Raw genomic sequence first — 25,891 nt, 5'->3', positions numbered from 1 at the left:
CTCTCTTTTTAATCAGTTAGCGGGTAAAAATGTGATGCACTTCAACATATTACGCAGCGCGAATTTACAAATTTGCAACACAAATCACCGAAATAGCGTTTCATAATAAATTAAAGACGCTAAACTATTTTGTGTCTGAACAATCAGTTAGAATGTTAACAGGAGCCTATTATCCCTATGTTTTATAATGATAATGGCAACATGAATACCCTATTCTGATTGGATTCGCTTCGTTTATAAATCAATCTCCGCAACTAGTTGGTTTATTGAAAAATTGTGACAAAGGCTAGCATTCGGCTACGATGATTTCATCAAACTGTTAACGTGCTACAATTGAACTTGATATATGTCAACGAAGCGTAGTTTTATTGGGTGTCTGGTGTCACTTAGCCTGTTATGTTGCTGTTAAAATGGTTAGGATGACAGCCGTTTTTGACACTGTCGGGTCCAAAGGGAAAGTACCCAAGACCAAGCTAATGATGTTGTTGACGTTGATGGAAAGTGCATCAAGAACGCAATTACGTACTTTAGTCACGTTAAGCCGATCATGTTAATTTGCGACATGTATCAGGCAGGTCAGGGACTTTTGTACTTCCTGTTTCGATTTAGTTGGCAATTTAGGTAGCAAACATGCAGACCCCGCACATTCTTATCGTTGAAGACGAGTTGGTAACACGCAACACGTTAAAGAGCATTTTCGAAGCAGAAGGCTACGATGTCTTTGAAGCGACCGATGGCGCAGAGATGCATCAGATCCTTTCTGAAAATGATATCAACCTGGTGATCATGGATATCAACCTGCCGGGCAAAAACGGTCTTCTTCTGGCGCGCGAACTGCGCGAGCAGGCGAACGTCGCGTTAATGTTCCTGACGGGCCGTGACAACGAAGTTGATAAGATCCTTGGCCTGGAAATCGGTGCGGATGACTACATCACCAAGCCGTTCAATCCTCGCGAGTTAACCATTCGTGCACGCAACCTGCTGTCCCGCACCATGAACCTGGGCACAGTCAGCGAAGAGCGCCGTAGCGTCGACAGCTACAAATTCAACGGCTGGGAACTTGATATCAATAGCCGTTCGCTGATTAGCCCGAACGGTGAGCAGTATAAACTGCCGCGCAGTGAATTCCGCGCGATGCTGCACTTCTGCGAAAACCCGGGCAAAATTCAGTCCCGTGCAGAGCTGCTGAAGAAAATGACCGGCCGTGAGCTGAAGCCTCATGACCGTACCGTAGACGTGACCATCCGTCGTATTCGTAAACATTTCGAATCTACGCCTGATACGCCGGAAATTATCGCCACGATCCACGGCGAAGGGTACCGCTTCTGCGGAGACCTGCAGGAGTAATCCGGCAGTTAACCCATGAAAAAACGGCGCATTTGCGCCGTTTTTTTTATTTCCAGATCCGCATCGTATCGTCATCCGGCGATGCAGCTGGCTCAGACCGCTTCGGCTGTGAAAGTGAATACCAGTCGAGATGTCGGGTCAGGTACATCACGGCGAACAGTGCCAGCGCCAGCACCGCTGACCCCAACAGCAGCGCGCTATCCTCCGAGCGCAGCAAGAACCACATCACCACGTCCAGCCCCAGCAGGGCCAGCACGAACAGCCCGCTACGCTTCCAGCTTTTCATCACAGCCCGCAGGTACATCCCGTTCATCGCCGCACCAACCAGACTTGCAACAACCCAGGCTGGCGTAAAGCCGACGTGTTCTGACAGCGCCAGCAGCACCAGATAGAACAGCACCAGCGACAGCCCCACCAGCAGATACTGCATCGGGTGCAGGCGCAGCCCGGTCAGAGTTTCGAAAACAAAGAAGGCCATAAACGTCAGAGCAATCAGTAAAATAGCGTACTTGATCGCCCGGTCAGTCAGTTGATACTGATCGGCGGGCGTGGCTACCGTGACGCTGAAAGCAGGGATCGACTCCCACGCCGGAGATTCACTGCCGTTGAACCAGCTCTCAAGGTTGTTCGCAAACCAGCTGCTCTGCCAGTTCGCCTGGAAACCGGAATCACCAATTTTGTGCTTCACCGGCAGATAGTTACCCATAAAGCCTGGATGTGGCCAGTTGCTGTTCAGCGCCATTTCACTGTTACGTCCCACAGGCACCACGGCAAAACTTCCCGTCCCTGCCAGATTCAGCGACATCTCCATGACAAACGTTTTTGGCTCCAGCGCTTTGTCCGTCAGCGGGATATGAATCCCGGAAAGCCCCCCATACACGCCTGAACCCGGCTCTACGCCCAGCGTCTCACCGTTGATACTGGAGACGTTCACAGTGCCAATGCCGCGAGCGTCGCCCACGCCAACAACGATAAACGGCTGCCCCAGGGTCATCGCCTCCCCTTTCAGCTGCGTGATTTTTTCGGTGTTGAACCGTGCTTTTATGTTGAGTTTAGTGTTCCAGATCTGCCCGTCATAAATACCGATATTTCGGGACTCAACGTGCTGGTTACCCTCAACCAGCAGAGACTCCGGCAGAATAAAGCGCATATAGCTTTTCTTGTATTCGACGTTCTTCTCATCCTCTAACTTGTAGAAGACCTCCGTCACCGGGATCGCAATCAGTGGGCCGACCAGTTTTTGCGGTCCACTGGTACTCTGGCGAAGCGTATTTTCGACATCGTTACGGTAGCTTTCACGCTCTGAAATGAGGTTACTCACCATAAACAGCGGAACTAACAGCAGCAGAATGCACCCCAGCAGGGTGCTTACTTTCCAGAACAGGGGGGATTTCATCATTACGTCTCCTTTGTGATGAGGAGAGCGTAACCAGGCTGTGTGGGGGCAGTTTGAAGTTATGTGAAGGGACGGTGAAGTGTCAGCGTGGCCATCACGCCACCTTCATCACGATTACGCAATGTAATGTCTCCCTGATGCAGACGAGCCACCTCCCGGACAAAGGCCAGCCCAAGCCCGCTGCTCTTAAACCCGTTCTCCCTCGGCAGGGAATAGAAGCGTTCAAAAATACGATCCTGCGCGTAATCCGGGATCCCGCTTCCGCTGTCGGTGACGATCAGCTGTATCTGCCCGCGCTCTTCCCGGGCCGCCAGTTCTATGGATCCGCCCTGCGGCGTAAAATCGATAGCGTTATCCAGTAAATTGCCGAGCGCCTGTTCGAGCAGGTCGGGATCGCCTTCAACATAAAGCGAAGCAGGCTGGAGGGTCAGCGCAATCTCTTTTGTTGCCAGCTGCGCCGATCGCGCGTCGGCAAGCCGGGTAAACAGCGAGTCGACCCGGACGGCCTCGGGCGTAATCTCGACCCGATTTTCAAGCCGAGCCTGAGCGAGCAGTTTTTCAACCAGCGACTGCATTCGCGCGTTTTGTACCAGAATATTATCGATGAAACGAGCAGCCACCTGCGGCGGCGGCTGCTCGGCGAGTATTTCCGCCGCGCCGCGTATGGCGGCGATCGGGCTTTTCAGCTCGTGGGTGAGCGCATGGACATAGCGTTCAATATAGTTTTTCCCTTCGAGGCGAATGCGCATATTTTCCAGCGCCTGGGCCAGCTTGTGCAGTTCGCTACTACCTGGATTGGGCAGCGGGAGAGGCGTGTCGGTGGTCACCGAGTCGGCGTAGCGCGATAACGTACTGATGGAACGGTTGATCCACCAGGCGACAAAAAGACCGATCAGCAAAGCAATGCCGAGCAGCGCCCCGCCTGCCCACAGAATTCGCCGCTCGCTGCGATGGATAACCGGTGCCATCGCGCTGTTAGGTTTCCCTACCGACAGCACGCCGATGATTTTGCCCTGCTCCACAACCGGCGCGGCAACATACATCACCGTACTCTCCGGGTCTTCGGGATTGATCTGAGTACTGCGCGCGCCGTATTCGCCGCGAAGCGTCAGCCAGACGTCATTCCAGCGAGAGTAATCCTGCCCCACGGCCAGACCGGCGGAATCAAAAACCACTCTACCCTGCGCATCGGTCATATAGACGTGATACTCATTGCGCACTTTATGAATACCGCCGATATTGGCGCGGAAAGGCCGCTGATGGAGTTGGGAAAAGGCCTGCGCCAGTTTGCCCTGCTGCGCATTGCCCGAAAGAAGATCCTCACGCCCGACTTCGGCGAGCAAGGTCGCGGTATCGATCAACGTACCCTCGGTTGCCCTGCGCACACCGGGCTTCACTTCCTGAACAAAGATCGACAGCACAAACCACGCGGCGATGGCCACGATGAGGAAATATCCCAGCAACAACCGCATCCCAATGCGCATCAATAAAGGCCCAGACTATAGCCCATACCGCGATGGGTGCTGATGGGTGAAAGTTCCTCGTTCACCGCCCGCAGCTTGGCGCGCAGGGTTTTGATGTGGGTATCCACGGTACGATCGAAACTGTCCCCGTCTTCACCCCATACCTTGTCCATGAGTTGCTGGCGAGAAAATACTCGTCCGGGCGCCTGTAACAGGGTTTTGAGCAGCAAGAATTCGTAGCGGGTCAGGGGCAATGCTTCACCGCACCAGCTGATTCGGGCTGCAGGTTCGTTCAGCTCAAACTGCCCGATACGCACCGTCTCTGCTGGCGCGGCGGATTTTTGCATCCGCCGTAAAATGGTCCTTACCCGGGCACATACTTCGCGCGGGGAGAAAGGTTTGGCGACGTAGTCGTCTGCGCCCATTTCCAGGCCGAGGAGTTTATCCACTTCGTCACTGCGTGCCGTCAGAAACAGCACGGGCAGTGATGGATGCTGCGCAAGAAGCTGGCGGCAGAGCTCGAAACCGCTGATGTCCGGCAGCCCGACGTCCAGAATGGCGAGCGCCGGAACCTGCCGCCGCGCCGCCTCCAGCACCGGTAGCCCCCGTTCAAACGCCTTTACCGCAAACCCTTCCTGCTGAAGCATGTAGATAAGCGTATCGGCGATACTGGTTTCGTCTTCAACCAGCCAGACCACAGGTTGTTGCATGGTTCATCCCTGCATTAATGCCACGGCATAATCGGCACCGCGCTGATCGCGTTTTTCGGTGAGCCTTCCACGACTTTGTCGGAATACGCCAGGTAGGCCAGGGTGTTGCGTTTGGCATCATAGAAACGCACCACCTGTAGCTTTTTAAACACCAGCGAGGTCCGTTTCTGGAATACTACATCGCCCTGCGCTTTGCCGTTTTTGATTTTATCGCTCAGCTCAACCGGCCCCACCTGCTGACAGGAGATCGCCGCATCGGAAGTGTCTTCCGCCAGCCCCAGACCGCCTTTAATACCGCCCGTCTTCGCGCGGCTAACGTAGCAGGTGACGTTTTTCACGTCCGGATCGTCAAACGCCTCCACCACAATTTTGTGGTCCGGACCGAACATTTTGAACACGGTATCGACAGAACCAATCTGTTCCGCCTGCGCCGCACGGCCCGCTACCAGCAACAGGGCAGTAAGAAGCAAAGTCTTGTATTTCATATTGTTACCATTCTTTAAAATTGCACTGAGCAATTATTCAACACGTTAGTCAAAAATGTAGCAAGATCACAGGATTAGAATATATTCACCCAAAACGAAGGAGAAAAGGCATTAATGCGCAAAAAAAACACTGAATGCTAAAACATCAAAAAATGCTATTATCCGCTAACCTGTTATCAGGCACCTGCTGTTTTAAGGATGAGGATAGTATATGGATCAGGCTGGAATTATTCGCGACCTGCTCACCTGGCTGGAAGGTCATCTCGACCAGCCTTTGTCACTGGATAATGTGGCGGCTAAAGCGGGCTATTCCAAGTGGCATCTGCAAAGGATGTTCAAGGATGTCACCGGTCATGCTATCGGGGCCTATATTCGCGCACGTCGTTTATCGAAATCTGCTGTAGCGTTGCGCCTGACGGCGCGGCCCATTCTGGATATTGCTTTGCAGTACCGTTTTGATTCGCAGCAGACCTTCACCCGCGCCTTTAAAAAACAGTTCTCGTTGACGCCAGCGCTCTATCGCCGCTCGCCTGACTGGAGCTCGTTTGGTATGCGTCCGCCGCTGCGTCTGGGCGAGTTCGCAATGCCGAAATACGAAATGGTCACTCTGCCGGAAACCCATCTGATCGGTACGACCCAGAGCTATTCCTGCTCTCTGGAGCAGATTTCTGAGTTCCGTCATCAGATGCGCGTCCAGTTCTGGCGCGATTTTCTGAGCCATGCGCCGGCCATTCCGCCGATCCTGTATGGCCTCAACGAAACGCATCCAAGCCAGGAAAAAGACGACGAGCAGGAGGTGTTTTACACCACCGCCCTCACCCCTGACATGGCCAACGGCTACATTCAGGGCTCTAAACCTGTCGTACTGGAAGGCGGCGAGTATGTGATGTTCTCATACGAGGGTTTAGGAACGGGCGTCCAGGAGTTTATCCTGACCGTTTACGGAACCTGCATGCCAATGCTGAATCTGAATCGCCGTAAAGGTCAGGATATTGAGCGCTACTACCCGGCGCAGGATGCCAAACCGGAAGAAGGCCCAATCAATCTGCGTATGGAATTCTTGATTCCGATCCGTCGTTAACGCTGCAGTTCGTCAAGCGCAGGGGCATCGAGATGCGAAATGTCCCCTGCCATCTCCACCACCCAGCCCGACGCCAGCCACGCGCTTTCCTGGTAATCAATCCGGGAAATGGAGCAGTTGCGCAGACGCAAACGGCGCTCGGCATAAGCCGGCAATCCCAGAATGGTGCTCACCAGACAGCCCAGGGCGATACCGTGACTCACCAGCAGCGGACGGCTGCCTGCCGGAAGTTTGAGGCATTCCGCCAGTGCCGCATGCATACGCACGCTCAGCTCCTGCATGGATTCGCCCTCAGGAATACGGCCATCTTCGGTACCGTTCACCAGTGTGCGACGCCAGCCCTCTTCCGTTTCCGTCAGTGTATCGATATGGCGCTTTTCCAGCACGCCCATATCCAGCTCGCGCAGGCGCGGCTCAAGCATCACATCGCAGCCGCAGGCGTCTGCAATGATGCGCGCCGTCTGCTGTGTGCGACCTAAATCGCTGGTAATAACGTGGGTAATGCCCAGCGTTCTGGCGCGTTCCGCCACCTGCCACGCTTGCTGCACACCCTTCTCGGTGAGAGGACTGTCTGACTGGCCTTGAATACGTCGCTCGGCGTTCCACTGCGTTTCACCGTGGCGAACAAGGTATACCTGTAACATGCTTTTTTTCCGTTATACTGCGATGAGTTTTTTTGAATCGAGCTTAATTATGCACCATGTTGTCTCTGCTACCACCAATCCTGCCAAAATTCAGGCAATTCTAAAGGCTTTTGAAGAGATTTTCGGCGAAGGATCCTGCCATATTGAGGCCATCGGCGTCGAGAGTGGCGTACCTGAACAGCCGTTTGGCAGCGATGAAACGCGCGCTGGCGCACGAAATCGCGTGGCAAATGCAAAAGCCGCGGCCCCGAAAGCTGACTTCTGGGTCGCCATAGAAGCAGGCATCGACGAAGGCGCAACCTTTAGCTGGGTGGTGATTGAAAGCCGCGAGCAGCGCGGCGAAGCACGCTCGGCCACCCTGCCGCTGCCGGAGATCATTCTGGAAAAAGTCCGCGCAGGTGAAGCGCTCGGGCCGGTAATGTCACACTACACCGGCATTGATGAGATTGGCCGTAAAGAAGGGGCAATTGGCGTCTTTACGGCGGGTAAGCTCACGCGTTCAGGGGTTTACCATCAGGCGGTGATCCTGGCGTTAAGCCCGTTTCATAACGCCATTTATCGTTGATCGCCCAATAAGACTGACTCAAGCCACTGACGCAGCTCGACCGGCGCAGACTTCAGGCTGTTCGATCCACGGGTGATGGTCGCGATGCCCGCGCCCAGCTCGTTTTTCAGCTCGCGCTGGCTCATCTCGCCGCGCAATAGCTCTTCAATGATGCGCACGCGCGTGCCCAGCGCCTCACGCTCGTCCGGCGTGAGCATCAGCTGCATGAGGGGTAGGTGCAAATCCTGCTCGTAAGACTGGCGAAGCAGCTCCACAAAACGAAGCCACTCCTGGTGACGCTGTTCGGCCATCGCCGAGGAATATGGGGAATGCTGGGTCATGTTATGCTGCCTCTTGTACTCATTAGCGAGTACAGCATAACACAACCCATGCCGATCAGTAACGTCTCTGCCACTCAGCATCGCTCATCAGGGTATCTTTCTGCCCCATGAAGTAGCGATAGTAGGCGTCATAGGCCAGCACGTTCTTCACGTAGCCGCGCGTTTCCGAGAACGGGATGCTCTCGACAAACGCCACGGCGTCGATGCGTCCGGCGCTATTGCCAAGCCAGGTGCGCACGCGACCCGGACCGGCATTATACGCCGCCGACGCGAAGATACGGTTATTGCCGAACTGCTGATACACGTACTGCAGGTAGCTGGTGCCGATGTTGATGTTGGTATCCGGATCCAACAGCTGTGACGGGCTGCTGTACCCAGGGATATTAAACATCTTCACCGTGTGCGTTGCCGTGCCCGGCATAATCTGCATCAGCCCGCTGGCGCCCACCGGGGAACGGACTTTCGGGTTCCAGGCGCTCTCCTGACGAGCAATCGCCATGGCGTAGCTTTGCGGGATATCTTTGCCGCTGGTGTAGCGGTCAAACAGATCTTTATACGCCAGCGGGAAACGCTCTTCGAGATGATCCCACAGCTTACCGGCGATCGTCGCCTGCACGCTCAGATCCCACCAGTGATTATCAAACGCATAGCGGGCAAGCTGCGCTTTTTCATCCGTGGTGCGGCTGGTCACCAGGTTGGCCCACTCGCTGCGCGCGGTGTTATCCATGTTCCAGTACATCAGCTCGCGAACGCGCGCCATCTCTGGTCCCTGCGTCAGCGAAGGGTTCGCATTAGCGGGCGCTTTGTCGATCCTGAGCGTGTACTCTTCGCCCAGACGCTGGGCGGCCGCCATCGGGTAGAATCCACGCTGCTGCATCAGCGAGTGAAGAATATCTTTGGCTTCGCCTTCACGACCACGCTCCAGCAGCAGATCCGCCTGCCAGTAGCGCCATTCGTCTTTCTCTTTGGCATCCATCGGCAAACGCGCGAGCCAGGTGTTGAGGCCACGGCGGTCGCCGGTACCCAGCGCCATGCGCACGCGGCGTTCCACCAGCGACGTGGAGTTAGAACGCATAATGGCATCGTCTCGCCAGCGCGCCTGATCGTCAGTCACGTCCGTGCCCATCAGTCGCCACGCCACGATGTCGCGCAGCTCCTGGGTTTGATCTTCATTCAGCTGCTGCGCCTGCACCAGCTGCGGGATCATCAGCCGCGCGTTTTCGACATCGTCGCGCGCCACGCTGGCAAAAGCCACCGCCGCCATCTGGCGGGTAAAATCGGTCGAGCCCGTGCTGCGGGCAAAGGTCAGCACGCTGTTCGGATCGTTTGCCAGCGCGATAACCGCCGAGGAGATAGTCTGGTAATCGGACGGCATCTGCCCTGCCAGCGCGGTCACCAGACGCGTGTTGCCCGCTTTCATCGCCAGGCGGATGCGCTCAAGGTAGGCCAGCGGGTCCTGCTTGCCGGACGCGCGCCATGCGCCAAACAGGGAATCACAGGCGTTCGGCTGGCTTTTGCCGGTCAACCACAGATCTTTCGCCCCGGCCCATGCCTCTTCCTGCTGTCCGGTCGCCCATTTCGCATAGTAGTAATTACACTGCGCTTCGGTGGTATTCGGCTTGTCAGGGCTAAACGCCAGCAGGCCGCGCCAGTCTTCACGACGCGCCAGCTCATTCACAAAACGAGACTGGAGATTTCGGGCAGGCGGCAGGGTCGGGTTCGCCTTAATGAAATTATTCACGGTGACGGTCGGCTGGTTCATCAGATCGTCGGTAATCTGGCGATACTCCAGATACGGATACAGCGGATAATCTTTGAGCGTCGGCATCAGCGCCTGCACGGTATCCATCTGCTTGTTGTCCCACGCCTGTTTAATCTGGGCGTAGCGGTTACGTTGTTCATCCAGTGAATCTGCATGCACCGCCTGGCTTACCGCCATTACGCATACGCTGGCAGCCAGCAGACGCCAGACCACCCGTTTGGCTTTTTCCACAAGCTCTTCCTCATTGTTTTTTCGTCAATTGCAGCGTCTTGCCACGTCAAAGTCACAACAACTTATGCTAACCAGGCATCCTGCAACGCGCCACGTCATGGACACTTTTTTACCTTTCTTGCGCGTTTTAACACTCCCGACGTTCCTGGCTGGGATTAGGGCGTGAAAAAGGCTACACTTCGAGGCTGAAATTCCTTCTCATTAAGATAAAAGAGGCGAAGTCCACGTGGCTCAATTCGTTTATACCATGCATCGTGTCGGCAAAGTTGTCCCGCCGAAACGTCATATTCTTAAAAATATCTCGCTGAGCTTCTTCCCGGGCGCAAAAATTGGTGTTCTGGGTCTCAACGGTGCCGGTAAGTCCACCCTGCTGCGCATCATGGCCGGCATCGATACAGACATCGAAGGTGAAGCCCGTCCGCAGCCTGGCATCAAGATCGGCTACCTGCCGCAGGAACCTCAGCTGAACCCGGAACACACCGTACGTGAGTCCGTTGAAGAAGCGGTGTCCGAAGTGGTTAACGCCCTGAAAGGTCTGGATGAAGTGTATGCCAAATACGCCGAGCCGGATGCGGACTTCGACAAGCTGGCCGCTCAGCAGGGCAAATATGAAGAGATTATCCAGGCGCACGACGGTCACAACCTGAACGTGCAGCTGGAGCGTGCGGCTGATGCCCTGCGTCTGCCGGACTGGGATGCGAAAATCGCGAACCTCTCCGGTGGTGAACGCCGCCGCGTGGCGCTGTGCCGCCTGCTGCTGGAAAAACCAGACATGCTGCTGCTCGATGAACCGACTAACCACCTGGATGCGGAATCCGTGGCATGGCTGGAGCGCTTCCTGCACGACTTCGAAGGCACCGTGGTGGCGATTACCCACGACCGTTACTTCCTCGACAATGTCGCAGGCTGGATCCTGGAGCTGGACCGCGGCGAAGGCATTCCGTGGGAAGGCAACTACTCCTCCTGGCTGGAGCAGAAAGATCAGCGCCTGGCGCAGGAAGCTTCTCAGGAAGCGGCCCGTCGTAAGTCTATTGAGAAAGAGCTGGAGTGGGTGCGTCAGGGCGCGAAAGGCCGTCAGTCTAAGGGCAAAGCCCGTCTGGCACGCTTCGAAGAGCTGAACAACACCGAATACCAGAAACGTAACGAAACCAACGAACTGTTTATTCCACCTGGAGCACGTCTGGGGGATAAAGTGGTTGAAGTCAGCAACCTGCGCAAGTCTTACGGCGACCGCCTGCTGATCGACGACCTGAGCTTCTCCGTACCGAAAGGCGCTATCGTTGGGATCATCGGTCCGAACGGCGCGGGTAAATCGACCCTGTTCCGCATGATGTCCGGTCAGGAACAGCCTGACAGCGGCTCTATCACCCTGGGTGAAACCGTGAAGCTGGCCTCCGTTGACCAGTTCCGTGACGCGATGGATAACAGCAAAACCGTGTGGGAAGAAGTCTCCGGCGGTCTGGATATCATGCGTATCGGCAACACCGAGATGCCAAGCCGCGCCTATGTTGGCCGCTTTAACTTCAAAGGCACCGACCAGGGCAAACGCGTGGGCGAGCTGTCCGGCGGCGAGCGCGGTCGTCTGCACCTGGCGAAGCTGCTGCAGGTTGGCGGTAACGTTCTGCTGCTCGATGAACCAACCAACGACCTGGATATCGAAACCCTGCGCGCGCTGGAAAACGCCCTGCTGGAGTTCCCGGGCTGCGCGATGGTTATCTCGCACGACCGCTGGTTCCTGGACCGTATCGCCACCCACATCCTGGACTACCAGGACGAAGGTAAAGTGGAGTTCTTCGAAGGTAACTTCACCGAATACGAAGAGTACAAGAAACGCACGCTGGGCGCCGACGCGCTGGAGCCGAAGCGTATTAAGTACAAGCGTATTGCGAAATAAAAGCAAAACGGCAACTTCGGTTGCCGTTTTTTATGTTTGTACCCTCTCCCCGTGGGAGAGGGTCAGGGTGAGGGCATCAGGCCGCACAAAATCACCCACCCACGTAATACCGCTTCACCTCATCGAACTGCATCGCAAACTCGATATAGCTCATCAGCGCAGGCGAGTTCAGCTTTCGGCTCGGGTAGGCCAGCCACAGATCGTTACCTTCAACATTCCACTCAGGCAGCACCTGAACCAGCGCACCCTTTTCGATCTTATCTTCCAGCAGAAATGCGGGTAACAGCGTGATCCCCGCACCGGCAATCGCACATTCGCGGGCGTACACCAGATTATCGGTCATGTGCGCGTTATCCGGCAGGTAGCGGTAATCCTCGCTCTCGCGTCGCAGAAGCCACTCCGACCACGCCCGGTGCGTAATACTGCGGTGATCCACCAGCTGGCGAGGATGCGTCAGCGGCTCCCGGCGCGCCAGATAGTCCGGCGAGGCCAGCATGTAGCGCGGGCAATGCCCGATCATCCGGCCAATCAGGGAGGAGTCCTGCGGCCTGCCGGTGCGCAGCGCCACGTCAAAGCCGGACTCGACCAGATCCACCACGTCGTCAGAGATCGACACATCCAGCGAAACGTCAGGATAGCGAAGCTGGAACTCGGCATTCATATGCGCCAGCAGCGTCGCCCCAATCCCCGCCGGACAGGTGATCCGCAGTCGCCCGCTGGGGTTTTCACGCAACCGTTGAATGGCGTACTCCGCCCGCTCGCTGGCCGCCAGCATCTCGCGACAGTGCACCAGATAGTGCTCGCCTGCGAACGTGAGGCTGATCCTGCGCGTGGTGCGGTTGAGCAGGCGGATCCCCACCTGCTGCTCCAGCTGACTAATCCGCTGGCTCACGCTGGATTTTGGCAGTTCCGCCTTCTGCGCCGCCGCGGTAAAGCTGCCCATCTCCGCCACCAGCGCGAATAGAGCCATATCCTGCAGCTGTTTAAACATGATTGTTCATCCTGTGCGAACGCTGAGTTCTTGATTGTCCATCTTATCATGCAGCTGGCCACTTAATAGACTAGCCTCAACAAAACGCATGCCATTGAGGAGCACACCATGTCTGTTAAAGCCATTGCCGTTAACCCAGAAAAGCCATCCACCTTCATTGAAATCACCCCGCCTATGCCGCAGCCCGGCGAGCACGATCTGCTGGTGGAGGTGAAAGCCGTCTCCATAAACCCTGTAGACACCAAGGTGCACGCAGGCATTGTCAAAAACGGGCTGAAAGATCCGCGCGTGCTCGGCTGGGATGCCAGCGGGATCGTCAAAGCCGTGGGGACTGGCGTAACCGGATTCAAACCGGGCGACGAGGTATGGTACGCGGGAGACATCACCCGCCCGGGCAGCAACACCACGCATCAGCTGATCGATGCGCGCATAGTCGGGCACAAGCCTGCCAGCCTCGGCTGGGCGGCTGCCGCAGCACTGCCCTTAACCGCGCTCACCGCGTGGGAAGGCCTGTTTGAACGGCTGAACATTCAGGATGCAGGGGCGGACAAAACGCTGCTGATCATCGGCGGCGCGGGCGGCGTGGGCTCGCTGGCGATCCCGTTTGCGAAGCACAACAGCAAAGTGAAGGTCATCGCAACCGCTTCACGAGAAGATTCCGCCCAATGGTGCCGCGATCGTGGGGCTGACGCGGTGGTGAACTACCGCGATCTGAAAGGTGAGCTGGCAAAACAGGGCATCACCTTTGTGGATTACATTTTCATCCTCAACGACACCGACGGGCACTGGGATGCGGTCAGCGAACTGATTGCACCGCAGGGGCATATCTGTTCCATCGTTGAGAATGAACATCCGCTGAACCAGGACAAGCTCAAGTCCAAATCCGCCGCGCTGCACTGGGAGTTTATGTACACCCGCAGCATGTACCAGACCGCTGATATGGCGCGGCAGGGTGAGATCCTCAATGAGGTGGCGAAGTTGGTGGATAACGGCGTGGTAGAAAGTTCGCTGAGTGAAACACTGCACGGGCTGAGCGTGGAAAGTATTACCGAAGCGCACCGTAAAGTGCTGGAGGGGCATATGCGGGGGAAAGTGGTGGTTGAGTTCTGAGTGGTTTGATTCCCTCACCCCGGCCCTCTCCCAAAGGGAGAGGGAGTTAAAGTCCCCTCTCCCTTTGGGAGAGGGTTAGGGTGAGGGGGCGGTGATTTAACCCTGCTCCCCCATCATCTCCTTCACCAGCTCGACGCAGCGCAGGAAACGCGAGTCGTAGTCCGACTCTTCCACATGCACAAACTCAACGTTGTTTTCGTTGAGCATCTCCACCAGCATGGACTGGAATTCTCGCCTGTCCACCGAGCTGCCGAGGCTGCGCATGCCGTCGGCCACCCACGGGGTATTATTTTCCAGCAGGATCACCAGGTCAAAGCGGTATTCGTCAATCAGCGCCTGCACGAACGGGTGTTCGCGCCCCTCGTACTTTTTACAGAACGCCTGCGTGGTGACGAAATCGGTATCGATAAAGGCCACTTTATTGGCGTATTTCACGGCAAAATCAATGTACTGGGCGTGTCCGAGGGCAATTTTATCGTAGTCCGAATACTGCAATGCCATCTCGTCGCCGCCGAGGTGCGAGAACACATAATCGCGGCCATACTCCCACGCGCTGGTGGTGTTGAAGATGTTCGCCAGCTTGTTGACCAGCGTTGATTTACCGCTCGATTCACCGCCCAGAATAGCCACCGTGCGCACGAAGAACGGCTTCACTTCGGTCGGGATGTAATCCCAGTAGCGGAACGGGTTCTCGCGGATCTGCGCCCCGCTGATGTTCATAAAGGTGCGTTTTGGATCGATCAGCACCGTCTCGATGCCCAGATGCTCGCGGAACTGCGGCGCGTCGGACTCTTCAGAGGTGTAGATCCAGTTAGGCGCAATACCCTTTTCTTCCATAAACGCTTTGATGCCGTTGCTCCACACATCCCAGCCGTGCGGGTACGGCTCCATGCCCTCTTCGTTAAAAGCATGAATACGAATGTTTTTCTGGTACTTAAAGGTCTGCAGCAGCCAGCGCAGGCGGTCCGGCACGGTGGGCTGCTGCGACATGGCGCTGTCTTCAAACAGCTGACGGTCGCGAGTTTCGTCGTAACCCATGATGATGTGCAGCTCGTCGACCTGGCTACAGGCGCGCTGGATCAGATAGATATGCCCGGTATGCAGCGGGTAAAACTTGCCGAACACCACGCCGATGTTCTTTTGCATACGCGGGAATTCGAGCCCCAGAAAACGGTGCAGCGCTTCGAGCTTCTGCGCGCTGGGGCTTTTGATTTTGGCGTTCAGCAGTTGGCTCAGGTAGCCTTTGGTCATGCCGCTGGCGTCAGCCACCTGCTGCAGCGTGCAGCCTTTCTGACGGATTGCGGTTTTGATGTAGTCAAATGATGACATAAATTACGGTGCCTCCTGCAAAATCGAATACGTAATTATAAGTCGTCAAAGGCATTTAACGCATCTGCGAGTTTCTTCACGCCAAAGACCTGCATCCCTTCCGGGATTTTTTTCGGCACGTTAGCTGCCGGAACAATAGCCCGACGGAAGCCGTGTTTTGCTGCCTCGGAGATACGCTCCTGGCCGCTCGGCACCGGACGGATTTCCCCGGCCAGCCCCACTTCACCAAACACCACCAGATCCTGCGGCAGCGGCCTGTCGCGCAGGCTGGAGACCATCGCCAGGAGTAGCGCCAGATCTGCGCTGGTTTCAGTGACTTTGACGCCGCCAACCACGTTAACGAACACATCCTGATCCGCCATCTGCAGGCCGCCGTGACGGTGCAGCACCGCCAGCAGGATCGCCAGACGGTTCTGCTCCAGACCGACCGCCACGCGCCGCGGGTTACCCATCATAGAGTGATCCACCAGCGCCTGAATTTCGACGAGCAGCGGGCGCGTGCCTTCCCACAGCACCATCACCGAGCTGCCGGAGGTGATCTCATCGCCACGGCTCAGGAAGATAGCAGATGGGTTGCTGACCTCGCGCAGCCCCTGTTCGGTCATGGCAAACACGCCCAGTTCGTTCACCGCCCCAAAACGGTTTTTATGGCTGCGCAAGGTGCGGAAGCGGGAATCCGCGTCGCCGTCGAGCATCACGGAGCAGTCGATACAGTGCTCAAGCACCTTCGGCCCCGCCAGCGAGCCGTCTTTGGTCACGTGGCCGACCATCACAATCGCCACGCCGCGCGTTTTGGCAAAGCGCGTCAGGTAAGCGGCGGTTTCACGCACCTGTGCCACGCTGCCCGGCGAGGACTGAATGTCCGCCATGTGCATCACCTGGATGGAGTCGATCACCATCAGCTTCGGCTGCTCTTCTTCGGCGATCATGCAGATCTGCTCGATGCTGGTTTCGGAGAGCATGTTCAGGTTGCCGGTCGGCAGGCCCAGGCGGTGCGCGCGCATCGCCACCTGCTGCAGTGACTCTTCCCCCGTGACGTACAGAGTTTTCATCTGTTCGGCGAGCTTGCAAAGCGTTTGCAGCAGCAGGGTCGATTTCCCCGCGCCCGGGTTACCGCCGATCAGGATCGCGCTGCCCGGCACCACGCCGCCGCCGAGCACACGGTCAAATTCCTTGAAGCCGGTGGAGAAGCGCGGCAGCGCCTCCAGGCTGATATCTGAAAGTTTTTGTACCTTCGACACGCCTGCATTGCCCGCATAGCCACTCAGGCGTTCATTGCGGGCCACGCTCGGCGAAGCCGCCACACCACGCACTTCGGTGATGGTGTTCCAGGCATGGCAGGCGCTGCATTGCCCCTGCCAGCGCGGATAATCCGCACCACATTCATTACAGACAAATGCGCGTTTTGGAGCTTTCGCCACGGTTTACCTCGTTATTTCTGATTAAGGCTGCCGGAGAGAATGCAGAACACCCCCATCAGGTCAGCGTGACGGATAGTCACTTCCGTCTTTTCATTCACTTTTGGCTTGGCATGGTAGGCAATGCCAAGGCCAGCAACTTTGATCATCGGCAGATCGTTCGCGCCATCACCGATGCCGACGGTCTGCTCGACAGGAATGTCATATTTCTCCGCCAGGCGCGTCAGGGTGTTGGCTTTGTACTGGGCATCCACGATGTCGCCGATCACCTGGCCGGTCAGCTTGCCGTCCATGATCTCCAGTTCATTGGCCACCACGGTGGTCAGATGCAGTTTTTCCCGCAGGTAATCCGCGAAGAAGGTGAAGCCACCAGAGGCGATCGCCACTTTCCAGCCTAGGGACTGCAGCTTCAGCACCAGCTGCGTCAGTCCCGGCATCAGCGGCAGCACGTCGCGCACCTGGCGCAGAATATTGGCGTCGGCCCCTTTCAGGGTCGCCACGCGCTGGCGCAGGCTGGCGGTGAAGTCCAGCTCGCCGCGCATCGCACGCTCGGTGACTTCCGCCACCAGCTCGCCGCTGCCCGCCAGCTTCGCAATCTCGTCAATACACTCGATCTGAATGGCGGTTGAGTCCATGTCCATGACCAGCAGGCCAGGGGTTTTCAGGTGAGGGATTTTACCCAGCGGCGCAACGTCCAGCCCGGCGTCATGCGCCAGACGCGTTGCGCGCTGCGTCAGGGAACCCGCCAGCCGGATGACCTGGTAATCTTCCACGCACCAGGCCGCTACGATGACCATCGCCGCGCCCAGCCTGGTTTGATACTGGGTCAGGCGTTGCTTATCCAGGCCGCGTCCGTACAGCAGCCAGCCGCTACGGCCAGCGTGGTAATCCAGAGGCATCACCTCATCGCCACTTAACGAGAGCGGCAATCCTGGCCATAAAGAGACATCCGTTGGCAGGTCACACCAGGTAATGTTCGGCATTAAAGCTCCTGTAATTTCGTTCGCGCCGGAAGGTTCCAGAGGGAAAATAACGCATGAGGCTACCCTGTAACCATCACTTCTGGCAACATTAAGCCCTAAATTTTCAGCAGGTGGAATATGGCTCGCGCAAAACTGAAATTCCGGCTTCATCGCGCCGTGATTGTCCTTTCCTGTCTCGCACTGTTAGTGGCATTGATGCAGGGGGCATCGTGGTTTAGTCAGAACCATCAGCGGCAGCGCAACCCGCAGTTTGAAGAGCTGGCCCGCACGCTGGCGCGTCAGGTGACGCTCAACGTTGCGCCCCTGATGCGCACCGAGACGCCGGACGATAAGCGGATAGGCCAGGTCTTGCGTCAGCTTACGGAAAACAGCCGCATTCTGGATGCGGGCGTATACGATGAAAAAGGTGACCTGATTGCCCGCGCCGGAGAGCACGTCGACGTGCGCGACAGACTGGCGCTGGACGGCAAAAAAGCCGGGGGCTATTTTAACCAGCAGATCGTCGAACCCATTCAGGGCAAGAATGGTCCGCTGGGCTATCTCCGCCTGACGCTCGATACTCACACTCTGCCGACCGAAGCCAAACAGGTGGATAATACCACCAATATTTTGCGCCTGATGCTGCTGCTCTCGCTGGCCATTGGCGTCGTGCTGGCGCGTACCCTGCTTCAGGGCAAGCGCACCCGCTGGCAGCAGTCGCCGTTCCTGCTGACCGCCAGCAGATCGGTTCCCGAAGACGAAGAGAGCGAGAAGAAAGAATAGTGATAAAGTAGGCGAACGATTCGGAAAAGGAACTCTGCCATGACGACGTTACGCCTGCTTATCTCTGACTCTTATGATCCCTGGTTTAATCTCGCGGTAGAAGAGTGCATCTTCCGCCAGATGCCCGCCACCCAGCGCGTGCTGTTTCTCTGGCGCAACGCCGATACAGTGGTCATTGGCCGCGCGCAAAACCCGTGGAAAGAGTGCAATACGCGGCGTATGGAAGAGGACAACGTCCGTCTGGCGCGCCGCAGCAGCGGCGGCGGCGCGGTATTTCACGATCTGGGCAATACCTGCTTTACCTTTATGGCGGGTAAACCGGAGTACGACAAAACCATCTCCACCTCGATTGTCCTTAACGCGCTGAATTCGCTCGGCGTAACGGCGGAGGCGTCGGGGCGGAACGACCTGGTAGTGAAAACGTCCGAGGGCGACCGAAAAGTCTCCGGCTCCGCCTACCGCGAAACCATGGATCGCGGGTTCCACCACGGCACCCTGCTGCTGAACGCCGATCTCAGCCGTCTCGCTAACTACCTGAACCCGGACAAGAAAAAGCTACAGGCCAAAGGGATCACCTCCGTGCGTGGACGGGTGGCGAATCTGGTGGAACTGCTGCCGGAGATTACGCACGAGCAAATTTGCGACGCGATCCGTGACGCGTTCTTTAAACATTACGGCGAGCGCGTGGATGCGGAAGTGATTTCGCCGGATAAAACCCCGGATCTGCCCAACTTCGCCGAAACCTTTGCCCGCCAAAGCAGCTGGGAGTGGAACTTCGGTCAGGCCCCCGCGTTTTCTCACCTGCTGGACGAACGTTTTACCTGGGGCGGTGTAGAGCTGCATTTTGACGTGGAGAAAGGCCATATCACCCGCACGCAGGTGTTCACGGATAGCCTGAACCCGGCACCGCTGGAAGCACTCGCAGCTCGTTTACAGGGCTGTTTGTACCGGGCGGATATATTGCAGCAGGAATGCGACGCGTTGATTGGGGATTTCCCGGGGCAGGAAAAAGAGTTGCGAGAATTATCGCAATGGATAATAAATGCGGTTCAATAATACTGAATACCCCACTAAAGCCTGCGAAATAGCTTTAGTAGGGTAATTATATTTAATTTACATTTAATAACAGCAATACTATTAACTTATTTATTTAGCCCTTCTGAAAACGCATTGCAAATAATCTAACTAGACGCCTTCCCCATCCGAAACGAAAATGTAGGCCCGCAATATAATATTAATTATCCACTCCGAGATCTCCTCACAATTTCGTTAAGGATTAACGATGAAAAAGTTATTAATTGCAACAACCGTTGCTATGGCACTTTCCGCGGCGGCGCACGCGGCAGACTCAACCGCACTGTTAAAAGTTCAGGGTGTCCTGACTAACGACGCCTGTACCCCAACGCTGAGCGGCGGCGGTACCGTTGATTTCGGCACCACCTATGTTGATACGCTCTCGTCAACGGCAACCAACCAGCTCGGTAAAAAAGACATCACGCTGACTATCGCCTGCTCGGCCCCCACAACCGGCGTTGCCTGGAGCATTGAAGATAACGTCGGTTCGCCTGCATCAGTAGGCATCACCAACCCTGGCTTTACCGCGGGTGGCAATATTGATCCCACTCTAATGCCATATGCCCAATTTGGCGTAGGCAGTACCACTGGCGGAGTCAAAATTGGCGCCTATGCCGTTACGGTTGATAAAGCAAACTCAACGGCTGATGGCGTCGCGCAGACCGTTATTGTGTCATACCCCGCTAATTTCCTGGGGTGGTCGATCTTTTACAGCGGTTCCAACGCCCGGGATTACGTTGAACATGATGGACACGTCTATTCGCTGGGAACGACTGCAGCCATACCCGTCGCCTTTACCAACGCCGTCTTCCCGCTGCGCGTAGCCCTCGCCGTGGATAAAACCAGCACGCTGGCGATTACTGACGATACCCCAATTGCAGGTCAGGCGACCATTACGCTTTATTACATGTAATCCCTTTTCGTGCCGCTGATATTGGCGCGATGAATTAACCGTTAAGGAACAACGATGAAAAAGATTTTACTCGCCAGTGCCGTCGCGATGGCGCTGACCGCCGCAGGCGCAAACGCAGCCTCTACCGCTGTACTGAAAGTGACCGGCCTGCTCGCTGTTGAAGCCTGCACCCCGACCCTGAGCGGCGGTGGCGTAGTGGACTACGGCCGTATCCACCTGTCTGAACTGTCTGCCACCACCGACAACCAGCTGGGCACCAAAGACATCTCCCTGACCATCAATTGCCCGGACGCCGGTGCGAAAGCGGGCTGGACCATTACCGATGACAGCGCGGCGTCTCGCGCTACTGGCGTGACCATCACTAACGGCGATGCCGCAAACGGTTCAGTAAGCAGCGCAGACCAGTCTTACGGCGTGGGTCTGGCAGGCGACGTTAAAATCGGTGCTTACTCGGTTTATACCGATGTCGCCAACGTCCTGGCTGACGGCGTAAGAGTGGATCCGATCTTCGGTGCGGCAACCACCCCGACCTGGGCGAAATCCACCACCGGTATCATCAAAAACGGCAATGCCGAAATGATGACCGTGGCGGCCACCGGTACCACTGCACCTCTGGCTTACAGCACCGCAGTATTCCCGCTGAAGGTTTCTCTGGCGATTGAGGACACCACTACGCTGGCCATTACGGATGATACCAACTTGTCAGGCCAGGCCACGATCACCGTGAAATATATCTAATTATCAACGCGATAATGAATGAATCAGGCCTCCTTTTATTGAGGAGGCCTTTTTTATCAGGTTAAAGGAATAATCTCGATGTCTATATCATCCTCTCTTTGCAAACTGGCGCTTGCCGCCCCATTTCTGTTTTCTGCCCTTGTTACGCAGGCGAATGCCGCGGGCATGGTGCCGGAAACAACGCTGCTGGTGATTGATGAATCCACCCACAGCGGCGTGATGAACGTCAAAAACACCGATAACGGCCCTGCGCTGCTGTACACCACCATTATCGATCTGCCCGATGACACCGGCATCAAGCTGGACGTGACTCAGCCCGTCGTTCGCGTCGAGCCAGGCCAACAGCAGCAGCTGCGCTTTATTATGCAGAACCAGCAGCCGCTCACGGTTGAGCACCTCAAACGCGTGACGTTTGAAGGCATTCCACCAAAAAGCACCGACAAAAACATGAAGATTGGCTTCAACATGCGCCAGGATCTGCCGGTGCTCATTCGCCCTAAAAACCTGCCCGTGGTCACCGATGCCTGGAAGCTGCTGACCTGGTCCGGCAGCGGCCAGACCATCAAAGTGAAAAACCCGTCTGCTTACGTGGTTCGCCTGGCGCAAAACGTCACTTTCCTGCCGTCCAATACCGTTGGGAAGTTGCAGAAAACCTATATCCTGCCGGGCCAGACGCTGGACGTCAGCGTGGCGAAAGGCATTACCGGTGATAAATCCGTGCGTTTCTATCCAGCCAGCCGCTACGGCATTAGCGTTCCGGATTTCACCGCGCCGTTAGGCCAATAATAATAAATATATTGAGAGTTAATGCGTGAACAACCTGAACCTTGCCTCTTTGATTCGAGCAGCGCTTTACTGCTCGCTGACAGTTTCACTGATCCCAGGCTCGCCGCTGCTGGCGAGGGAAGTGACCTTTGATACGGATATTCTTGCCACGCGCGGGATCAGTAAAAACCTGGCGGATTACTTTGCCGAGGCGCCGCGTTTTCTTCCCGGAAGACATACCGTTTCGGTCAAAATTAACGGCGTGGACAAAGGGTCACTGGCAGTGCTTTTTGGCGATAAAGGGCAGGTGTGCGCTGATGAGGACTTTCTCAGCGCCATGGGCTTAATGCCCTTGCGCATCGGAAAGAATGAATCCTGCCACAATTTGCTCGCGGATTATCCCTCTGCCGTCATTAACGCCATGCCCGGCAACGAAACGCTGGAGTTTTATTTACCGGCAGAAGCCCTGGATAACGGTTTTCTGACCCCGCAAAACTTTATTAAGGGCGGTACCGCCGGGCTGTTAAACTACAACCTGTTCAGCAGCCGCAGTGAATATAGCGGTTCAGAAAGCCAGGATTATACCCAGGCCAACCTCGAAGCCGGGTTTAACCTCGCCGAGTGGGCGGTGCGTAGCCGCTACATGATCACCGACGACAACGGGAAATACCGTTCAGACAGCCTGTATACCTACGGTGAACACGTGTTCCAGTCACAGAAGGTTCGCGCGCAGGTCGGGCAAATTAACGTTCAGTCTCAGCTTTTCGGCGGTGCGGCCATCAACGGCGTACAGTTTATTCCCGAACAGGGTTTAGCGCAGGATACGCCTGGCGTTACTGTTAAGGGGCTTGCTCGGGGCAACCAGGCGCGCGTTGAAGTTCGCCAGTCAGGACAGCTGATTTACTCCACGCTGGTTAACGCAGGGCCGTTCAGCCTTGAAAACGTGCCCGTTGTCCGCAGCAACGCCAACCTCGACGTCAGCGTGGTGGAAACCGACAACTCCATTACCCGCTTTACCGTGCCGTCCTCTTCGTTCAACTTCCAGGTATCGCGCCCGGTGGGCCTGGCGATGTCGCTGGGCCGCGTTCGCGACGTCGACAGCGATTACTCCATGCCCTGGGTCTACAACGTTTCCGACGGATGGCGTCTCGACAGGGACTGGATCACCACCGCATCCGGCGTACTCGCCCAGGACTACCAGGCCGTCGGGGGCATGCTGCAGTGGCTCCCGGCTCATCGCATGACGCTTTCCGGCTCGCTGCTGGGCAGCAAAGCAAACTACGGCGAATCGCAGCAGGGGGCGAAGGGAGAACTGAGCGCCGGGATGTCGATACCGGGCAACCTGAACGTCAGCTTAAGCGCGGCGAAATACAGCACCGGCTATCGCGAACTGACGGAAGCCCTTGTCGACGACTTTGACGGTTATCAGAGCAGCTACAGCGCGAACCTGAGCTGGAGCAATAATATGCTGGGTACCTTCTCTCTGGGCTATTACGGCTATCAGGCAACCAACGACAGCGATGATACCCGCAACGTGATCGTCTCCTGGAGCCAGTCGTTCAAATACATGAATATTACTGCCAACTGGCAGCACGCCGTGAATCAGCAGTCGGACGACGACGACGGCAGCACGCTGAACGACGACGATATGTTTTACGTCAACGTCAGCTTCCCGCTGGGATCGCAGCGTGTCGGTGCGTATATGCGCAGCCAGGGTGAGAAGACCAACTATGGCCTGCAAAATAGCGGTTCGCTGGGACAGGACACAAACTACTACCTCTCTGCCGATCGTGATGACCAGAATCACGAAAACAGCTTCAACGGCAACATTAATACCAACCTCCATTACACCCAGCTCGGTATTGGAGGAGGAACCACTGGCAGCGACCAGCGCAACTACAGCGCAACGCTCTCCGGCGGGATCGCCGCGCACCAACATGGCCTGACCTTCTCGCCATACGAGGTGAAAGAGACCTTCGGTATCGCTCGTCTGAGTGAACCTGAGAGCGGCATTGAAATCTCCACGCCTCAGGGCCGCGTCTGGACCGACCGCTGGGGTCAGGCCGTCGTTCCTGAAATGACGGAGTGGCGGAAGTCACGTATCGAAGTGAACGCCAACACCTTACCGAAGAGCATGGACCTGGCTAACGGGATCAAAAATATTTCGGCAGCCCACGCCGCCTTCAAAGAGCTGAATTTTGAGGTACTGAACACCCGCCGCGTCATGCTGGAAGTGAAACAGGCTGACGGCAGCTGGTTACCGAAAGGCATCAGTATTGTGGATGAGAAAAACAACTATCTGGTCAGCACCGTCGATGACGGGCGCATTTTCGTTTCCGATATGTCGAAAAGTCCGACGCTGTATGCCGTGGATGACAATATGCAGCGCCTGTGCCGCATAAAATACACGCTGAGTGACGCTCAGGACAAAGAAGCGTTCTATGAAATGGCGCAAGGAGTTTGCCAATGAGTTCCCGGGGAAAATATCTGCTGATTGCCGTTGCAGCCTTATCTTCACTTTCAGCCCGCACGGCCCTGGCGGATGATGAATGCCAGCTCTCCTTTACCAACAGCGGCGTCAGCTTTGGCCTGCTGAAGCAGAATGACGTCGTGGAGGCAAAACAAGGCTGGAACCAGATGCCGTCCAGGGAGATCAACGTCAACGTCAACTGCCCGGAAAGCCAGCCCATCGCCCTGTTTATCCAGGGGCGCGCCGGGGAAAAAGGCCGCTTCTACTTTGGTGATAGCAGCGGTCTGGCAGTGCGCGTGAGCAATATGGTGGTGGACGGAAAAAGCTACGCGTTCTCAAAAACGGTCGATCGCACGCAGTTCACCCCGAGCGGAGAGAGCCAGGAAAGCCTGTTACTGCGTAATAACGATGGGATCATTGCCGTCGATAACCAGGCTCCGGTAAGCGGTAGCCATATGAGTTTCACCATGAAATTGACGCCCGTACTTAACGATAGGCAATTTTCATACTCAACGGATATCACAACGCTTGAAAGTGATTTGATGTGGGAAGTGTTAACGCAGCAGTAAGAACATGCCGGGCAGCATGGCTGCCCGGCAAAGACAACATTACTCTTTATCGCCCAGCAGAACGGATTCCAGCGCGATTTTGATCATGTCGTTGAAGGTGGTCTGACGCTCGGCAGCGGTGGTCTGCTCGTGGGTACGGATGTGGTCAGAGACGGTACAGATGGTCAGCGCTTTCGCACCAAACTCAGCCGCGACGCCGTAGATACCCGCAGCTTCCATTTCCACGCCCAGGATGCCATATTTTTCCATCACGTCGAACATCTCGCCGCCGTCCGGTGCATAGAACAGGTCAGCAGAGAAGATGTTACCCACGCGCGCTTCAACGCCCAGCGCTTTTGCCGCGTCGACTGCGTCACGCACCATGCCGAAGTCAGCAATCGCCGCGAAGTCGTGGTCTTTGAAACGCATACGGTTAACTTTGGAATCGGTGCAGGCACCCATGCCGATAACGATATCACGCAGCTTAACGTCCATGCGCACCGCGCCGCAGGAGCCCACGCGGATGATTTTCTTCACGCCGAAGTCGGTGATCAGCTCTTTGGTGTAGATGGAGCAGGATGGGATACCCATACCGTGGCCCATGACGGAGATTTTGCGGCCTTTATAGGTACCGGTGAAGCCCAGCATGCCGCGAACGTTGTTCACTTCACGCACGTCTTCGAGGAAGGTTTCCGCAATGTGCTTCGCGCGCAGCGGGTCACCCGGCATCAATACGACGTCAGCGAAATCACCCATTTCTGCGTTAATGTGAGGAGTTGCCATCTTCAGTTCCTTTTCATTTAATATCTCCCTCTCCCTGTGGGAGAGGGTTGGGGTGAGGGCATCAGGCCGCACCCGTGTTTCTCGTGGGAGAGGAGCGGGATGAGGGCAT

The 25,891-nt window shown here is 56.2% G+C and carries 25 protein-coding genes; 12 read left to right on the top strand and 13 right to left on the bottom strand.

What is annotated here, in order from left to right:
* Positions 1-394 precede the first annotated feature (394 nt).
* Entirely contained in the window at positions 395-535 is a 141-nt protein-coding gene (yjjY, locus tag V1603_RS06460) for a protein YjjY (protein ID WP_085928893.1), read from the bottom strand.
* 95 nt (positions 536-630) lie between these two features.
* On the opposite strand from yjjY, the gene arcA reads away from it, so the two are divergent.
* Positions 631-1,347 carry a two-component system response regulator ArcA gene (arcA, locus tag V1603_RS06455; protein ID WP_003856501.1) on the top strand — a complete coding sequence of 239 codons (717 nt, stop codon included), beginning with the start codon at positions 631-633 and terminating at the stop codon, positions 1,345-1,347.
* Positions 1,348-1,393: 46 nt separating this feature from the next.
* Here arcA and creD read toward each other — a convergent pair whose 3' ends face one another.
* The 4 genes from creD to creA are packed head-to-tail and all read right to left on the bottom strand — an operon-like array spanning position 1,394 to position 5,401.
* Positions 1,394-2,746 (bottom strand): cell envelope integrity protein CreD, encoded by a 1,353-nt coding sequence (gene creD, locus V1603_RS06450; protein ID WP_395313658.1) that lies wholly within the window; start codon positions 2,744-2,746, stop codon positions 1,394-1,396.
* A 56-nt stretch (positions 2,747-2,802) separates the two neighbouring features.
* On the bottom strand, positions 2,803-4,227 hold the full coding sequence (gene creC, locus V1603_RS06445) for a two-component system sensor histidine kinase CreC (protein WP_395313657.1): 1,425 nt from the start codon (positions 4,225-4,227) through the stop codon (positions 2,803-2,805).
* Positions 4,227-4,916, bottom strand: a complete 690-nt coding sequence (gene creB / locus V1603_RS06440; protein ID WP_116342409.1) for a two-component system response regulator CreB — start codon at positions 4,914-4,916, stop codon at positions 4,227-4,229. Before creB ends, creC begins: the two co-directional genes overlap by 1 nt.
* 14 nt (positions 4,917-4,930) lie before the next feature.
* Positions 4,931-5,401 (bottom strand): protein CreA, encoded by a 471-nt coding sequence (creA, locus tag V1603_RS06435; protein WP_014882476.1) that lies wholly within the window; start codon positions 5,399-5,401, stop codon positions 4,931-4,933.
* A 211-nt stretch (positions 5,402-5,612) separates the two neighbouring features.
* Between creA and robA the strand changes: the two genes are divergently transcribed.
* On the top strand, positions 5,613-6,482 hold the full coding sequence (gene robA, locus V1603_RS06430; protein WP_116342407.1) for an MDR efflux pump AcrAB transcriptional activator RobA: 870 nt from the start codon (positions 5,613-5,615) through the stop codon (positions 6,480-6,482).
* On the opposite strand, the gene gpmB is transcribed toward robA, so the two are convergent.
* Positions 6,479-7,126 carry a 2,3-diphosphoglycerate-dependent phosphoglycerate mutase GpmB gene (gene gpmB / locus V1603_RS06425; protein WP_008502057.1) on the bottom strand — a complete coding sequence of 216 codons (648 nt, stop codon included), beginning with the start codon at positions 7,124-7,126 and terminating at the stop codon, positions 6,479-6,481. The two genes, robA and gpmB, sit on opposite strands and share 4 nt — an antisense overlap.
* Positions 7,127-7,175: 49 nt before the next feature.
* Between gpmB and yjjX the strand changes: the two genes are divergently transcribed.
* The gene (gene yjjX, locus V1603_RS06420) at positions 7,176-7,691 is read left to right on the top strand and encodes an inosine/xanthosine triphosphatase (protein WP_166710072.1); all 516 of its coding nucleotides are present in this window, start codon (positions 7,176-7,178) and stop codon (positions 7,689-7,691) included.
* Here the strand turns inward: yjjX and trpR are convergent.
* Together trpR and sltY are read right to left on the bottom strand one after the other, a co-directional pair.
* Positions 7,682-8,011 carry a trp operon repressor gene (gene trpR, locus V1603_RS06415; RefSeq protein ID WP_061099291.1) on the bottom strand — a complete coding sequence of 110 codons (330 nt, stop codon included), beginning with the start codon at positions 8,009-8,011 and terminating at the stop codon, positions 7,682-7,684. The two genes, yjjX and trpR, sit on opposite strands and share 10 nt — an antisense overlap.
* Before the next feature lie 55 nt (positions 8,012-8,066).
* Positions 8,067-10,004 carry a murein transglycosylase gene (gene sltY / locus V1603_RS06410; RefSeq protein ID WP_163330286.1) on the bottom strand — a complete coding sequence of 646 codons (1,938 nt, stop codon included), beginning with the start codon at positions 10,002-10,004 and terminating at the stop codon, positions 8,067-8,069.
* A gap of 226 nt (positions 10,005-10,230) precedes the next feature.
* Here sltY and ettA point away from each other — a divergent pair, with 226 nt between their 5' ends.
* Complete coding sequence (gene ettA / locus V1603_RS06405; protein WP_032660788.1) at positions 10,231-11,898, top strand: energy-dependent translational throttle protein EttA; 1,668 nt, start codon at positions 10,231-10,233, stop codon at positions 11,896-11,898.
* A 91-nt stretch (positions 11,899-11,989) separates the two neighbouring features.
* On the opposite strand, the gene V1603_RS06400 is transcribed toward ettA, so the two are convergent.
* Positions 11,990-12,889 carry a LysR family transcriptional regulator gene (locus V1603_RS06400; protein ID WP_166710068.1) on the bottom strand — a complete coding sequence of 300 codons (900 nt, stop codon included), beginning with the start codon at positions 12,887-12,889 and terminating at the stop codon, positions 11,990-11,992.
* Positions 12,890-12,997: 108 nt separating this feature from the next.
* Between V1603_RS06400 and V1603_RS06395 the strand changes: the two genes are divergently transcribed.
* The gene (locus V1603_RS06395) at positions 12,998-13,999 is read left to right on the top strand and encodes a zinc-binding alcohol dehydrogenase family protein (protein ID WP_395313656.1); all 1,002 of its coding nucleotides are present in this window, start codon (positions 12,998-13,000) and stop codon (positions 13,997-13,999) included.
* A gap of 96 nt (positions 14,000-14,095) precedes the next feature.
* On the opposite strand, the gene nadR is transcribed toward V1603_RS06395, so the two are convergent.
* From nadR to serB, 3 genes are read right to left on the bottom strand one after another with little or no spacing between them, the layout of a single operon-like run.
* Positions 14,096-15,328 carry a multifunctional transcriptional regulator/nicotinamide-nucleotide adenylyltransferase/ribosylnicotinamide kinase NadR gene (gene nadR / locus V1603_RS06390; protein ID WP_006810194.1) on the bottom strand — a complete coding sequence of 411 codons (1,233 nt, stop codon included), beginning with the start codon at positions 15,326-15,328 and terminating at the stop codon, positions 14,096-14,098.
* 35 nt (positions 15,329-15,363) lie between these two features.
* Positions 15,364-16,749: a DNA repair protein RadA gene (radA, locus tag V1603_RS06385; RefSeq protein WP_395313655.1), complete on the bottom strand. Its 1,386-nt coding sequence runs from the start codon at positions 16,747-16,749 to the stop codon at positions 15,364-15,366.
* An 11-nt stretch (positions 16,750-16,760) separates the two neighbouring features.
* The gene (serB, locus tag V1603_RS06380) at positions 16,761-17,729 is read right to left on the bottom strand and encodes a phosphoserine phosphatase (protein ID WP_116342399.1); all 969 of its coding nucleotides are present in this window, start codon (positions 17,727-17,729) and stop codon (positions 16,761-16,763) included.
* 117 nt (positions 17,730-17,846) lie between these two features.
* Here serB and V1603_RS06375 point away from each other — a divergent pair, with 117 nt between their 5' ends.
* The 7 genes from V1603_RS06375 to V1603_RS06345 all read left to right on the top strand — a co-directional run bounded on the left by V1603_RS06375 (position 17,847) and on the right by V1603_RS06345 (position 25,020).
* Entirely contained in the window at positions 17,847-18,491 is a 645-nt protein-coding gene (locus V1603_RS06375; protein WP_116342397.1) for a YtjB family periplasmic protein, read from the top strand.
* Positions 18,492-18,530: 39 nt separating this feature from the next.
* Complete coding sequence (gene lplA, locus V1603_RS06370; RefSeq protein WP_395313654.1) at positions 18,531-19,547, top strand: lipoate--protein ligase LplA; 1,017 nt, start codon at positions 18,531-18,533, stop codon at positions 19,545-19,547.
* Positions 19,548-19,773: 226 nt separating this feature from the next.
* A complete protein-coding gene (locus tag V1603_RS06365) occupies positions 19,774-20,478 on the top strand; it encodes a DUF1120 domain-containing protein (protein WP_395313653.1) in 705 nt (234 codons plus the stop codon).
* Between the two features lie 54 nt (positions 20,479-20,532).
* Positions 20,533-21,216: a DUF1120 domain-containing protein gene (locus V1603_RS06360; RefSeq protein WP_395313652.1), complete on the top strand. Its 684-nt coding sequence runs from the start codon at positions 20,533-20,535 to the stop codon at positions 21,214-21,216.
* Positions 21,217-21,294: 78 nt separating this feature from the next.
* The gene (locus V1603_RS06355) at positions 21,295-22,002 is read left to right on the top strand and encodes a fimbria/pilus chaperone family protein (RefSeq protein ID WP_395313651.1); all 708 of its coding nucleotides are present in this window, start codon (positions 21,295-21,297) and stop codon (positions 22,000-22,002) included.
* A 25-nt stretch (positions 22,003-22,027) separates the two neighbouring features.
* Positions 22,028-24,451 (top strand): fimbrial biogenesis usher protein, encoded by a 2,424-nt coding sequence (locus tag V1603_RS06350; RefSeq protein WP_395313650.1) that lies wholly within the window; start codon positions 22,028-22,030, stop codon positions 24,449-24,451.
* Entirely contained in the window at positions 24,448-25,020 is a 573-nt protein-coding gene (locus tag V1603_RS06345; protein WP_395313649.1) for a hypothetical protein, read from the top strand. The genes V1603_RS06350 and V1603_RS06345 overlap by 4 nt, the downstream gene beginning before the upstream one ends.
* 39 nt (positions 25,021-25,059) lie before the next feature.
* Here V1603_RS06345 and deoD read toward each other — a convergent pair whose 3' ends face one another.
* Positions 25,060-25,782, bottom strand: coding sequence for a purine-nucleoside phosphorylase (deoD, locus tag V1603_RS06340; protein ID WP_010427122.1), 723 nt, complete (start codon positions 25,780-25,782; stop codon positions 25,060-25,062).
* Between the last annotated feature and the right edge of the window lie 109 nt (positions 25,783-25,891).

It is taken from the genome of Enterobacter sp. ECC-219 (genome assembly GCF_043966805.1).
In the GTDB taxonomy this organism is placed as follows: Bacteria; Pseudomonadota; Gammaproteobacteria; order Enterobacterales; family Enterobacteriaceae; genus Enterobacter; species Enterobacter cloacae_N.
The sequence above is the reverse complement of the archived record's forward strand: the minus strand, read 5'-3'. Positions and strand labels throughout refer to the sequence as shown.

Excerpts from the sequence above, each read along its gene's own strand:
- arcA (WP_003856501.1), top strand. The coding sequence starts at position 631 with ATGCAGACCCCGCACATTCTTATCGTTGAAGACGAGTTGGTAACACGC.
- creD (WP_395313658.1), bottom strand. The coding sequence starts at position 2,746 with ATGATGAAATCCCCCCTGTTCTGGAAAGTAAGCACCCTGCTGGGGTGC.
- creC (WP_395313657.1), bottom strand. The coding sequence starts at position 4,227 with ATGCGCATTGGGATGCGGTTGTTGCTGGGATATTTCCTCATCGTGGCC.
- creB (WP_116342409.1), bottom strand. The coding sequence starts at position 4,916 with ATGCAACAACCTGTGGTCTGGCTGGTTGAAGACGAAACCAGTATCGCC.
- creA (WP_014882476.1), bottom strand. The coding sequence starts at position 5,401 with ATGAAATACAAGACTTTGCTTCTTACTGCCCTGTTGCTGGTAGCGGGC.
- robA (WP_116342407.1), top strand. The coding sequence starts at position 5,613 with ATGGATCAGGCTGGAATTATTCGCGACCTGCTCACCTGGCTGGAAGGT.
- gpmB (WP_008502057.1), bottom strand. The coding sequence starts at position 7,126 with ATGTTACAGGTATACCTTGTTCGCCACGGTGAAACGCAGTGGAACGCC.
- yjjX (WP_166710072.1), top strand. The coding sequence starts at position 7,176 with ATGCACCATGTTGTCTCTGCTACCACCAATCCTGCCAAAATTCAGGCA.
- trpR (WP_061099291.1), bottom strand. The coding sequence starts at position 8,011 with ATGACCCAGCATTCCCCATATTCCTCGGCGATGGCCGAACAGCGTCAC.
- V1603_RS06400 (WP_166710068.1), bottom strand. The coding sequence starts at position 12,889 with ATGTTTAAACAGCTGCAGGATATGGCTCTATTCGCGCTGGTGGCGGAG.
- V1603_RS06395 (WP_395313656.1), top strand. The coding sequence starts at position 12,998 with ATGTCTGTTAAAGCCATTGCCGTTAACCCAGAAAAGCCATCCACCTTC.
- nadR (WP_006810194.1), bottom strand. The coding sequence starts at position 15,328 with ATGTCATCATTTGACTACATCAAAACCGCAATCCGTCAGAAAGGCTGC.
- serB (WP_116342399.1), bottom strand. The coding sequence starts at position 17,729 with ATGCCGAACATTACCTGGTGTGACCTGCCAACGGATGTCTCTTTATGG.
- V1603_RS06375 (WP_116342397.1), top strand. The coding sequence starts at position 17,847 with ATGGCTCGCGCAAAACTGAAATTCCGGCTTCATCGCGCCGTGATTGTC.
- lplA (WP_395313654.1), top strand. The coding sequence starts at position 18,531 with ATGACGACGTTACGCCTGCTTATCTCTGACTCTTATGATCCCTGGTTT.
- V1603_RS06365 (WP_395313653.1), top strand. The coding sequence starts at position 19,774 with ATGAAAAAGTTATTAATTGCAACAACCGTTGCTATGGCACTTTCCGCG.
- V1603_RS06360 (WP_395313652.1), top strand. The coding sequence starts at position 20,533 with ATGAAAAAGATTTTACTCGCCAGTGCCGTCGCGATGGCGCTGACCGCC.
- V1603_RS06355 (WP_395313651.1), top strand. The coding sequence starts at position 21,295 with ATGTCTATATCATCCTCTCTTTGCAAACTGGCGCTTGCCGCCCCATTT.
- V1603_RS06345 (WP_395313649.1), top strand. The coding sequence starts at position 24,448 with ATGAGTTCCCGGGGAAAATATCTGCTGATTGCCGTTGCAGCCTTATCT.
- deoD (WP_010427122.1), bottom strand. The coding sequence starts at position 25,782 with ATGGCAACTCCTCACATTAACGCAGAAATGGGTGATTTCGCTGACGTC.